Source organism: Desulfofundulus luciae, from assembly GCF_030813795.1.
Classification (GTDB): Bacteria; Bacillota; Desulfotomaculia; order Desulfotomaculales; family Desulfovirgulaceae; genus Desulfofundulus; species Desulfofundulus luciae.
The window spans coordinates 143100-154204 of record NZ_JAUSUX010000005.1; the positions used below are offsets into that span (position 1 = coordinate 143100).

Annotated in this window: 13 protein-coding genes and 1 pseudogene; 5 read left to right on the top strand and 9 right to left on the bottom strand. The window is 53.6% G+C overall.

All coding sequences use genetic code 11. The features are described from left to right. Positions 1 to 257: 257 nt before the first annotated feature. Complete coding sequence (locus tag J2Z49_RS04810) at positions 258 to 509, bottom strand: hypothetical protein (protein WP_307400315.1); 252 nt, start codon at positions 507 to 509, stop codon at positions 258 to 260. A 179-nt stretch (positions 510 to 688) separates the two neighbouring features. Between J2Z49_RS04810 and J2Z49_RS04815 the strand changes: the two genes are divergently transcribed. After that, positions 689 to 1501: a LexA family protein gene (locus J2Z49_RS04815; protein ID WP_307400316.1), complete on the top strand. Its 813-nt coding sequence runs from the start codon at positions 689 to 691 to the stop codon at positions 1499 to 1501. A gap of 53 nt (positions 1502 to 1554) precedes the next feature. Here the strand turns inward: J2Z49_RS04815 and J2Z49_RS04820 are convergent, their stop codons facing one another. After that, entirely contained in the window at positions 1555 to 2391 is an 837-nt protein-coding gene (locus tag J2Z49_RS04820; protein ID WP_307400317.1) for a DNA adenine methylase, read from the bottom strand. Positions 2392 to 2513: 122 nt separating this feature from the next. Here J2Z49_RS04820 and J2Z49_RS04825 point away from each other — a divergent pair, with 122 nt between their 5' ends. Next, complete coding sequence (locus J2Z49_RS04825) at positions 2514 to 2771, top strand: hypothetical protein (RefSeq protein ID WP_307400318.1); 258 nt, start codon at positions 2514 to 2516, stop codon at positions 2769 to 2771. Between the two features lie 11 nt (positions 2772 to 2782). Here the strand turns inward: J2Z49_RS04825 and J2Z49_RS04830 are convergent, their stop codons facing one another. The 7 genes from J2Z49_RS04830 to J2Z49_RS04860 form a co-directional block, all read right to left on the bottom strand. Continuing rightward, positions 2783 to 2974, bottom strand: a complete 192-nt coding sequence (locus tag J2Z49_RS04830; protein WP_307400319.1) for a hypothetical protein — start codon at positions 2972 to 2974, stop codon at positions 2783 to 2785. 227 nt (positions 2975 to 3201) lie between these two features. Then, the gene (locus J2Z49_RS04835; RefSeq protein WP_307400321.1) at positions 3202 to 3984 is read right to left on the bottom strand and encodes an enoyl-CoA hydratase-related protein; all 783 of its coding nucleotides are present in this window, start codon (positions 3982 to 3984) and stop codon (positions 3202 to 3204) included. A 40-nt stretch (positions 3985 to 4024) separates the two neighbouring features. After that, the gene (locus tag J2Z49_RS04840) at positions 4025 to 4879 is read right to left on the bottom strand and encodes a 3-hydroxybutyryl-CoA dehydrogenase (protein WP_307400323.1); all 855 of its coding nucleotides are present in this window, start codon (positions 4877 to 4879) and stop codon (positions 4025 to 4027) included. A gap of 17 nt (positions 4880 to 4896) precedes the next feature. Then, on the bottom strand, positions 4897 to 6189 hold the full coding sequence (locus tag J2Z49_RS04845; RefSeq protein WP_307400324.1) for an acetyl-CoA C-acetyltransferase: 1293 nt from the start codon (positions 6187 to 6189) through the stop codon (positions 4897 to 4899). A gap of 13 nt (positions 6190 to 6202) precedes the next feature. Next, on the bottom strand, positions 6203 to 7198 hold the full coding sequence (locus J2Z49_RS04850) for an electron transfer flavoprotein subunit alpha/FixB family protein (protein WP_307400326.1): 996 nt from the start codon (positions 7196 to 7198) through the stop codon (positions 6203 to 6205). Between the two features lie 15 nt (positions 7199 to 7213). Next, on the bottom strand, positions 7214 to 7984 hold the full coding sequence (locus J2Z49_RS04855) for an electron transfer flavoprotein subunit beta/FixA family protein (protein ID WP_307400328.1): 771 nt from the start codon (positions 7982 to 7984) through the stop codon (positions 7214 to 7216). 20 nt (positions 7985 to 8004) lie between these two features. Continuing rightward, the gene (locus J2Z49_RS04860) at positions 8005 to 9150 is read right to left on the bottom strand and encodes an acyl-CoA dehydrogenase (RefSeq protein WP_307400330.1); all 1146 of its coding nucleotides are present in this window, start codon (positions 9148 to 9150) and stop codon (positions 8005 to 8007) included. Positions 9151 to 9709: 559 nt separating this feature from the next. On the opposite strand from J2Z49_RS04860, the gene J2Z49_RS04865 reads away from it, so the two are divergent. The 3 genes and pseudogenes from J2Z49_RS04865 to J2Z49_RS14825 all read left to right on the top strand — a co-directional run bounded on the left by J2Z49_RS04865 (position 9710) and on the right by J2Z49_RS14825 (position 11026). After that, complete coding sequence (locus J2Z49_RS04865; protein ID WP_307400332.1) at positions 9710 to 10030, top strand: hypothetical protein; 321 nt, start codon at positions 9710 to 9712, stop codon at positions 10028 to 10030. After that, positions 9973 to 10872, top strand: a pseudogene (locus tag J2Z49_RS04870) (DUF1670 domain-containing protein); the annotation flags it as partial. The gene J2Z49_RS04865 and the pseudogene J2Z49_RS04870, both read left to right, overlap by 58 nt. A gap of 34 nt (positions 10873 to 10906) precedes the next feature. Continuing rightward, positions 10907 to 11026, top strand: coding sequence for a DUF1670 domain-containing protein (locus J2Z49_RS14825; RefSeq protein ID WP_407650045.1), 120 nt, complete (start codon positions 10907 to 10909; stop codon positions 11024 to 11026). The last annotated feature ends 79 nt before the right edge of the window (positions 11027 to 11105 follow it).

Consider the following 11105-nt stretch of genomic DNA (forward strand, 5'->3'; position numbering starts at 1 on the left):
CCTCAGTCATTGAAACGAGATAAAAAAACCGCGTGTTTAGCACGCACTTATCCCTGGAAATGTTGATAAACCTTCTCGTTTTACTTTAATCTTACGTACTGCCGCATACAATTTTAGCAACTATAGAAGGAAGATCGTCTCCCGCCCTGGCATATATACCATTTTATGGTATAATACCTATCAACCGGTGCATTTCCCGGACTTTAACTTTTCATATTTTCTCTTTTCCTACCCCTTTTGCCACCAAATATATGCCCTTATTTTTGAAGGGTAACCTTTTCAGCAGCCGCATTGCGCTTGCCGCTGTCGGGGTCGGGTAGTTTCCAACTCCTGGTGGGAAGGCCGAGTTTCAGCATCCATACCGAAACCGTTGCCCTGCCCACGCCAAACAGCTGGGCCAGCTGGTCCAGGGTATACCCTTTTTCGTAGTAATAGTGCCTGATAAGTGTTGCTACGGGCTCGCCAAACCTGGCTTCAATTTCGGCCATTTTACTTTTGCGACCGGCCACGTTATCACCTCGTATACAATGTTTTCTTTTTGATAACTTAATGACAAAAATAAAAGTTCCTACCATTTATTCTAAAGTTATCATACTGATAACTTGATGTCAAGAGGTTTTTCCGAAATTTTAAGGAATAATAAGGAATAATATAGTTACACTTCCCTGGTGAAAATTAAGGTGACATTATGAAAAATTATTATGAAGAAATTGGTAAAAGAATAAAAATTGCCCGGGAAGACCGCGGGCTCACCCAGGAGCAGCTAGGTGAAAAGCTGGGGTTCACTAAAACCGCCATCAACCTTTACGAAAAAGGGAAAAGGCGGATTTCCATAGATGATCTAAAAAGAATATCAAATGTTTTGGGCAAGCCCCTGTCCTTTTTTTTGGGCGAAAGCCTTTCCCCAATGGAAACCATCAGTTCGCTTATCCAGAAACCCCTGGCCGACTTTCTGCCCATTAAACAAATCCCCCTTTTGGGTACGATAAGCCCCGGAGCACCTCCCTACACTGACGCGGATATCCTTGGTTACGTGAGCATCGACAGGGAGCTTGACGCTGATTTTGCCTTCAAGGTAAGGGACGACAGTATGAGCGGGGCCGGAATCATGCCCGGAGATATAGCCATTTGCAAGAAAGTCGACGCGGTAGAGCCGGGCCAGATCGTTGTCGCTCTCATAAACGGGGATGAGGTAACGGTGAGATATATCGTTTCCGATGATGGCCTCTGGAAGTTGCGTGCGACCAACCCCCATTATGAAGACGTTCCTTTTAGCCCCGGGGTAAAAAAGATTCACGGCATCGTGGTTTTAATCCAGAAAAAGCCGCCAACATTGGCAGAGGGAGTTTATGCCGGGCAAACCGACGACTGGGTGCAGGTCAGGGAAGTGGCGGCCAAATACGGTATCAGCCCGGAAAAGGCCAAACTGCTACTTGAATCGTTTGGCAGGTTAATGGAAAGTGAAGAGGAACAAGCCGATGACAACAAAGAAAAGGAGTAAAAAAGCCCGACCTACATAAAACCGGCCGGGCTTTTGGTTTAATAAAGTTTCCCTTATTCGTAATTCCTGATTACCAACTCTGTTATCGCCCCCCGCCTGTCGCCCCGGCAATTGATTGCACGCCGGGCATACACAGTTTTAATATCATATCCCTCATAGAGATTCCGGACAAACTCAGTGTCCGAATTACTGAGCATAACCAGGCATCCCTGGCGATCAAGTTCCCTGAAGAGGTCCGCCAGTCTCAGCTGGTCCCTTTCGTTAAACTGGCCGGGGGTATAACTGGTAAAATTGGACGTCTGCGAAAGGGGGTGATAGGGGGGATCCAGGTAGATAAACATTCCCGGCCGGGCAACCTCGAGCACCAGAGAAAAATCTCCGCATCTAATTTCAGCATTTTTCAAGGCAGCGCTGGCCTTCGAGAGCTGTTCCTCGTCCACGATTTTGGGATTTTTATAACGACCGAAAGGAACGTTATGCTGGCCCTTTTTGTTTACCCGCCATAAACCGTTATAACCCGTCTTGTTCAGGTACAGAAAGCGCGATGCTCGCTGTACCGGGTTCAACGTAGCCGGGTCAACCGCCCTGATCCGGTAGTAGTACTCGGCACTGTTTTTATGGCAGCGAAGGTCCACCAGCAGTTCTTCCAGGCGATCCCTTATCACAAGGTAAAAGTTGATCAACTCTTCATTACTGTCTACCAGAAAGGCCCGGGGGGGTCGCAAGTGAAAGAAAACGGCACCACCACCGACAAACGGCTCGGCCATTTCCCGTACATTTGGCGGGAAAAGGGGTTCAAACTGGGGAATAAGCTGCCCCTTTCCCCCGGCCCATTTCAGCGGGGATTTTATTAAACAACGGTCTTTGCTTCTGTTGATTGCAAGAGACACCGCTTAAATCCAGCCTTTCTTCAGATATGTTGCTTGCCTTCAATTTTAGATACTTTTGTGTCTTTGGCTCATTTAGATATGATAAAATAGCAGGTAGAGATGTGGAAGCGAGGTGAACCTCATTGAGTGACCCCAAAGCGCTGGTTCAGGAAAACCGCCCCAATTGCCCACCCTGCTACCACCCGGTACCGGTAGGCTCCCGGGGAGAGATATGCGTACGCTATGGCTGCTCTCCCAGTTGTGCCGTTTGTCCGCTGGCCAGGGTTAAAAATACACCGGCATGTTTCCAGAGCCTGCCCGGCTTTCCTGAGTACTGCGTTTCCGAATATTTTGTTCCCGAGTGCAAGCGGTTTTGCAAGTATGCCGTTACGGAAATATGATAACTAATCATCTAAAAAAGTCCGGGAAAAACTGGATGGACGGGATTAAAATAATTAATTAAAGAATAGATGCCGATTAAAATAAACAGGCCAGCCACCCAGAAGATCACTATTTTCCGGCGGTTCCAGGTTGTAAAGTCCCACAGGTAAAAATACAAAAGCATATACGGACACAGGAACAGGAAAAGCCAGGTGATATCCACAAGCCCCACCCCCCTCCAGCATTGCCGAACTACCCGGGCGCGTTGTCATGCAGTATCTCTAATCATAATTATACTATATCATTTTTTAAGACACGGGTATGCATGTAAAAAAAGCAGGCTGTTCTGGTGATAACCCAGCCTGCATTTTTTTCGCTCCCGAGTTAAAAGGAGGAACCGGAAGTTATAATAATTGTTTTGCCCAAAAGCCCAAATTTGCACCGCAAATGCTAACGTCCCTGGAATTGCGGCTTGCGCTTGTTTAAAAAGGCCGTAATACCTTCTTCCCGGTCGGCCGTGGCAAAGACCAGCCCGAAAAGATCGGCCTCGTGGACCAGGGCCTTTTCCAGGTCCATTTCCAGTCCTTCATTCACGGCTTCCTTGGTCAACCGTACAGCCACCGGTCCCCGGGCGGCAATGCGCCCGGCCATCCCCCGGCAAAAGTTAAGCAACTCCTCAGCCGGAACCACATGATTCACCAGGCCGATGCGCCTGGCGGTTTCGGCATCAAACATATCCGCCGTAAATAAAATCTCCTTGGCCAGGCCGGGGTTGACCAGTCTGGTTAAACGCTGGGTTCCGCCGAAACCGGCAATTAAACCAAGATTCACCTCCGGTTGACCGAATTTAGCCTTTTCCGAGGCAACGCGAATATCACAGGCCATGGCCAGTTCGCACCCACCGCCCAGGGCAAAGCCATTGACGGCAGCAATTACCGGTTTGGGCAGGTTTTCAATCTTGCTCAATACTTTCTGTCCCAGCCGGGCAAAATCTTTAGCCTCCAGGGGGGTCAGCTTGCTCATAAAGGCAATGTCTGCCCCGGCCACAAAGGCCTTCTCCCCCGCACCGGTAATAATGATCACCCGCACCGCCGGGTCTGCCCCCAGCTCCTCAATGGCTCCGTCAATTTCGGTAAGCGTCTCGGCATTCAGTGCGTTCAACACCTGCGGCCGGTTGATGGTGAGTATGGCCACCGGGCCATCCTTTTCCACCAGAATATTGTTCCAGGACATTATCCAACCTCCTCTGTTCCGCAAACCTTCAGGCCAGAAGTCACTGGTTGTAAACGTAGAATCCCCGGCCGGTTTTGCGGCCTAACCAGCCGGCGGCTACGTATTTTCTCAGGAGGGGACAGGGCCGGTACTTGCTGTCGCCCAGCTCCCTGTGCAGTACTTCCATGATGTAAAGACAGGTATCCAGGCCAATAAGATCCGCCAGGGCCAGGGGCCCCATGGGATGGTTCATACCCAGTTTCATCACCTGGTCCACTGCTTCGGGAGTGGCTATTCCTTCGTAAACGCAGAAAATGGCTTCATTGATCATCGGCAGGAGCACCCGGTTGGACACAAAACCCGGAGCATCGTTGACTTCCACGGGCACTTTGCCCATGCGTTCACTCATGGCCTTGACCACCGCAAAGGTTTCATCGGAGGTAGCCAGTCCACGGATAATTTCTACCAGTTTCATTACCGGCACCGGGTTCATAAAGTGCATGCCGATGACTTTTTCCGGCCTTTTCGTTGCCGCGGCAATCTGGGTAATGGGCAGGGACGAGGTATTTGTGGCCAGGATGGTGTGAGCGGGGCAAATTTCATCCAGTTGTTTAAAAATGCTGGATTTCACTTCCATATTTTCTATAGCCGCTTCAATGACCAGGTCCACATCTTTAGCATCGGCCAGACTGGTGGAAGGGGTAATGCGCGCGAGGATTTCTGCCTTCTGTTCCTCCTGCAACCTCTCTTTGCTCACATCCCGGCTTAAGTTCTTTTCGATATTGCTCAGGCCCCGTTGAACAAATTCATCCTTAATATCATTTAAAATAACCTGGCAACCGGCCGCTGCCGCCACCTGGGCAATGCCCGAACCCATCTGGCCGGCACCGACAACCATCACCTTTTTTACATCCATAAATCCTTTAAACCCCCCTAAATATTCTCTACAATCATGGCCATTCCCTGGCCACCGCCAATGCACATGGTTACCAGACCGGTTTGCAAATTTCTTCTCTTCATTTCGTGCATAATGGTGACGACAAGCCTGGCCCCCGTGCAGCCTATGGGATGACCAAGAGAAATACCGCTGCCCAACGGGTTGGTTTTTTCCAGAGTGAGGCCAAGTTCCCTCATACAGGCTATGGCCTGTGCGGCAAAGGCTTCATTCAGTTCCACCACGTCTATATCCTGGATGATTAGTCCGGCCTTTTTGAGGGCTTTTCTGACGGCTGGAACCGGCCCGATGCCCATGTAGGCCGGGTCCACCCCGCCGGAAGCGTAGGCTTTAATCGCTACCCAGGGCTTTAGCCCCAGCTCCCTCGCCTTTTCCCGGGACATCAGCACCACTGCCGCCGCGGCGTCATTTATGCCCGAGGCATTGCCCGCGGTCACTGTTCCATCGGATCGGAAAACCGGGCGTAATTTAGCCATCTTTTCCATACTGGTATCCATGGGCCGCTCATCGGTGTCAAAGACTACCGGCTCGCCTTTCTTCTGGGGCAGGGGTACGGGCACAATTTCTTCTTTAAAAAGCCCCTCTTTAATGGCTGCCCTGGCCCGCTGGTGGCTGAGCAGGCCCAGCTCATCCTGTTCCTGGCGGGTGATTCCGTATTTAGCGGCGATGTTTTCCGCCGTATTCCCCATGTGGTAGCCGTAGAAAATTTCCCACAGCCCATCGTAAACCATCAGGTCAATGCATTCGCCCCTGGCGTTTACATCCATCCGGTATCCCCAGCGGGCCCGGGGCAGGACATAAGGCGCCTGGCTCATATTTTCCATACCACCGGCCACCACCACCTCCGCCTCGCCGGCCATGATGGCCTGGGCGCCCAGGGCAATGGCCTTTAAGCCCGAGCCGCAAACCTTGTTAACCGTAAAGGCGCTGGATTCTTTGGGAATGCCGGCATAAATGGCGGCCTGGCGGGCGGTGTTCTGGCCGCTGCCACCCTGGAGCACATGCCCCATAATCACTTCGTCAACCTGCACTTCCTGCAGGGAGTCATCCCAGTCACAGCAGTTTTGCTCCAAATCCGTTACCGGTTCACCTTTCAGGGCGTCGGGGCCGTAACTTAGAAGCTCCTGGCTGGAGGCGGGCCTTAAACTGGCCCGTTTTAAGGCTTCCTTAATTACCAGACTGCCCAGCTTGACCACCGGTACATCCTTTAAGGAACCGCCAAAGGCGCCGATGGCCGTACGCACCCCGCTAACCACAACCACTTCTTTCACCGGTGCTCATCTCCTAACACTCTTTTTCCTTCCCGAGGAGCTTTTTGAACTCCCGGGTAAGCAGGGGTACCACTTCAAAGAGGTCACCCACGATCCCGTAATCGGCCACCTTGAAGATATTGGCTTCCGGGTCCTTATTTATGGCCACAATCACCTTGGAAGAGCCCATCCCCGCCAGGTGCTGAATGGCTCCAGAAATGCCGCAGGCAATGTATAGCTGCGGGGATACGGTCTTACCCGTCTGACCCACCTGCATGCTGTGGGGGGCATAACCCGCATCCACCGCCGCCCGGGAGGCTCCCACCGCCGCTCCCAGCACGTCCGCCAGCTCTTCCAGTATCTTGAAGTTCTCCGCCGATTTCATCCCCCGGCCCCCGGAAACAATAATGTCCGCTTCGGTGAGTTCGGGACGGGTAGATACCTGGCGAACTACTTCTTTAATGATCTGGCGGATATCCCCCGGCTCCACGTCCACCTGTACCACTTCCGCCGTGCGTCCCCCCTGGGGCTGGGATACCGGCAGAACGTTGGGCCTGATGGTGGCCATCACCGGCCGGGCTTCCGGACAGATCGCCTGGACAAAGGCTTTGCCCGCGTAAATGGGCCGCGTCAGGGTAATCTGGCCGTCCTGCAGTTCCACCTTCGTGCAGTCGGTGCACAGCCCCGTCTGCAGCCGCTGGGCCACCTGGGCGGCCATGTCCCGCCCCTGTACGGTGCAGCCCAGGAAGATGGCTGTAGGCTGATGTTCCAGGGCCAGCCGGGCCAGGGCCCTGGCATATCCGTCGGTGGTGTATTCGGCCAGGGCGTCATTTTCCACCACGTAAACCTTGTCGGCACCGTATTCCCCCAGGGCGGGCGCCAGTTCGCCTACCCCTTTGCCGATGATTACAGCCGCGACTTCTTCAGCAAACTGGTCAGCCAACTGGCGGGCGGCACCCAGCATTTCATAGGTGACTTTTTTAACCTTGCCGTTTTTGTGTTCGGCGTAGACCCAGATTCCTTTCCCCATTTCCTTCTACCCTCCTTAGATTACCTTTGCTTCTTCCCGCAGAAGCCGTACCAGGGCGGCGGCAGCTTCCGCCGGCTCTCCGGGTACGATTTTTCCTTGTGCCCTGGGGGAGGGCAGGAAGTATTTAAGAACGCGCACCCTGGGCGCTACTTCTCCGGCAGTAAGCCCCAGGTCGCTCAAAGCTAGTTTTTCCATGGGCTTCTTTTTGGCCTGCATGATGCCCTTCATGGTGGGATAACGGGGTTCGTTCAGTCCCTTCTGGGCGGTGATCACCGCGGGCAGGGGTACTTCCACCACTTCGCTGCCCCCTTCAATTTCCCGGGTGGCCAGGGCCTTGCCGCCGGCTATTTCCAGCTTGATCACCATGTTGACCACCGGCAGTCCCAGGATTTCCGCCACCCGCCCGGCTACCTGGGCGGAGCCGTCGTCGATGGCCCGCCAGCCGCCTAAAATGAGGTCGTATTCCATCCGGGATACGGCTCTGGCCAGGATGGCGGCCGTGGTGTATTCGTCCATTTCTTCCAGTTCGGGAGTGATGAGCACGGCCCGGTCGGCGCCCATGGCCAGGGCCTGGCGCAGGACGTCCTGGGCCTTCGGCCCGCCCATGCTGACCACGGTTACTTCCCCTTTGGCTTTTTCCTTGATGCGCAGGGCTTCTTCCACGGCGAATTCATCGTAGGGGTTCATGATCAGGCTGACGCCCTCCGGGTTGATTTTGCCCTGCGCGTCAAGGGTGATTTTGGCTTCCGTGTCAAAGGTTTGTTTGGTGAATACTACTACCTTCATCTTCCCCCTCCTTGCATCAGCTATTTGAGCAGATAGTTGGCAATGACAATGCGCTGTACTTCACTGGTACCTTCATAAATTTCCGTAATCTTGGCATCGCGCATCATGCGCTCCACGGGGTACTCCCGGGTATAACCGTAACCGCCGTGAATCTGCACCGCCTTGGTGGTCACCCACATGGCCACTTCCGAGGCATAAAGCTTGGCCATGGCCGACTCCTTACCGTAGGGCAGCTTGTTGTCTTTCAAAAAGGCAGCCTGGTAAACCAGCAGGCGGGCAGCTTCAATACGGGTGGCCATATCAGCCAGCATCCAGGCAATTCCCTGATTGGCACAAATGGGCCGGCCGAATTGTTCCCGCACCTTACTGTAAGCCAGGGCCTGCTCGAAGGCCCCCTGGGCAATCCCCAGGGCCTGGGCGGCAATACCGATCCGCCCGCCGTCCAAAGTGGCCATGGCAATTTTAAAGCCTTCACCCTCTTTGCCCAGCATATTTTCTTTGGGGATGCGGCAATTATCAAAAACCAGTTCGTAGGTATAGGAGGCCCGGATACCCATCTTGTGCTCCTTCTTGCCAAAGGTAAATCCGGGTGTACCCTTTTCCACAATAAAAGCGGTTGTACCCCGGTGTTTTTTACTCATGTCCGGATCCGTGCGGGCAATAACAACGTAAACGTCCGCCCGCCCACCATTGGTAATAAAAATCTTGGTTCCATTGAGTACGTACTCATCCCCGTCCCGCACGGCACTTAATTTTACCGAACCGGCATCGGAACCCGCAGAGGGCTCGGTCAAACCCAGGGCTCCAATTTTTTTCCCTTCCGCCAGGGGAACCAGGTATTTACTCTTCTGCTCCTCGGTACCAAAAGCGTAGATGGGCCAGCTACACAGGGAGGTATGGGCCGATATCAGCACCCCAGTGGAAGCACAAACCCGGCTCAATTCCTCCACCGCAATGGCATAACTGAGGTTGTCCATACCTGCTCCCCCATACTCTTCGGGAAATGGAATGCCGGTTAAACCCATCTCAGCCATCTTATCCCAAAGAGACCAGTCGTACTCTTCCGTTTCATCCATCTCGGCCGCCTTGGGAGCTACCTCATTCTCGGCAAAGTCGCGTACGGTCTGGCGCAGCAATTGTTGTTCTTCCGTGAGCATAAAGTTCATAAATCTCTCCCCTTTTCTATGTCTCGATTTTTAATTTGAGCTTTGAACACCTTTCCCCCATAAAAACTTTTGGGTAACCGGCAATCAGTCTCCCATGCAAGTTCCATGCCTGACTTTTTAGAAAACTCTAACTTGACCTGCAAGGGCAGCAATTCCAACAACCTGTAAGCCTTTCCCCACGAGGAATGAGGGATAAAACGTGCCTTCGCCATAGACATTGCGTGCCGCTTGAAATAACGGGATGGACGGAAAAGGCTTTCGCCACCGGGCCGCCAAACAGGTGTTTACATAAGTAAACATGACCAGCCCACAGCTAGACACCCGTCTTTTGGGTCCGGTCGGGCTTGTACCATTTTCTCTTAGTAGCATATTCCTTTTTCCAGCAAGAATCAAGAACAAATCGAGTAGGAGGGGGCGGCTAGCCCCCGTCCTCTCACACCACCGCCATCAACCCAGATAGCCCGAATTGAGCCCAGAAGGCGTTTACAGAATATAGACTTCTTGGACCGTCCCCGGTATACTAGGCTTGTGTCCAGTTTACAGAGGGGGCGGTTCTCTCATGGGTCGAGCCAAATTCTTCCGGCAGAAACTCATCAGCCATGTAGACTCCGTGGCCGTTAAGACCGTGTATTCCTGGCTGCTCCACCAGACGCGGGAACGCTTTGGGGTAGCGGCTGGCAAAGCAGGGCTTGTAGCCCAGAAGGGGTACCTGCTCTTAACGCGCTCGCTGGTCAAGCGCTCCGAGGAACAGATCGTGTTCCCCGCACTGCTGGGCGAGAAGTACACCGAAAGCGATCGGCCCAGGAACTCCCCCGGCGGGAGGTGGTACTCACACCCTGGAGTCACGACGACTTGGAGGTATACCGCGAATTCGGCCTGAAGGCACTGCAGAACGCCCGTCTGGCCCGGCTCATCGAGGAGGCTTACTGGCAAGATGCATCCCTGTCCACGAGCATGCTGTGTTTCCTCACCAATATTACGGCGAAGTCCATCCGGGAACGGCTTATTTCCCTATGGGAGGAGGGCATCCGGCTGCCGGTAGCGGGGGTGGCCAAGAAGTACCGCCAAGGTCGGGTGTTCCGCGCCACAGCCGCTCTGGAGCAGTTCTTTGCCGGTGTAAAACCTGCTACAGTCCGTGAGCGGCTCTGGTTAAGCCCCACCACCTGGCAGCAGTATCAGATGGATTACCTACACGTAGCCCAACTGACCAGGGCCGGGCTGGAAGCCAGCACCATTGGCCGGCAGCTTGGCCTTCATCCGAATCTGGTCACTGAGTTCCAGGAACTCGAACAGCGGACTGGTGGCGCTACCCAGCTGGCCGATTCGCTACCCGGGCGACTCCTTAACGGCTACCCTCTTCCCCTGGCGGTTGATGACGCTCGCAACTTGTTTCTGGCCGAGTTGCAATCGCAACACGGCTTCTCACCGGCCAAGGCCCACAACTACTTAGCCCTACTGGAGGAACTGGCTGCGGAGAATCTGGCGCAGGAGCGACCCCCGGAAGTCGTGGTATACTACGCAGTGGCAGACCATGAGCCGCCTGGAAAGGCGCTCAGTGAGTGTGAACTCGTACCTGTCCAAGTATCCTACTACAGCGAGGGAGACCTCGAGATAGCCACCCTGGACGCCTCCTCGAAATTGAAGTGGGAACGAATGCTGCGCTATACCACTCAGGCCAGGGTCCAAGGCGGGCTTCTCACTCAACCGGACCTCGCCTTTCTCCTAGGCGTCCACCCCCGGGGTTATCCAGCGTCTTATGAAAGAGCACGATCGAATCGTCTTGCCTACTCGGGGAAACATTGCCGATATGGGGCCCGGTCAAACTCATGCGGCCAAGATCATCGAGTTATACCTCCTGGGTGTTGATTGTCAATAGAATTGACCCACTTTGTGCAAATAAAATTGACCCACTGGAGAACAAAAATAACCAGCATTGATCCCCCTGATGAGACGAA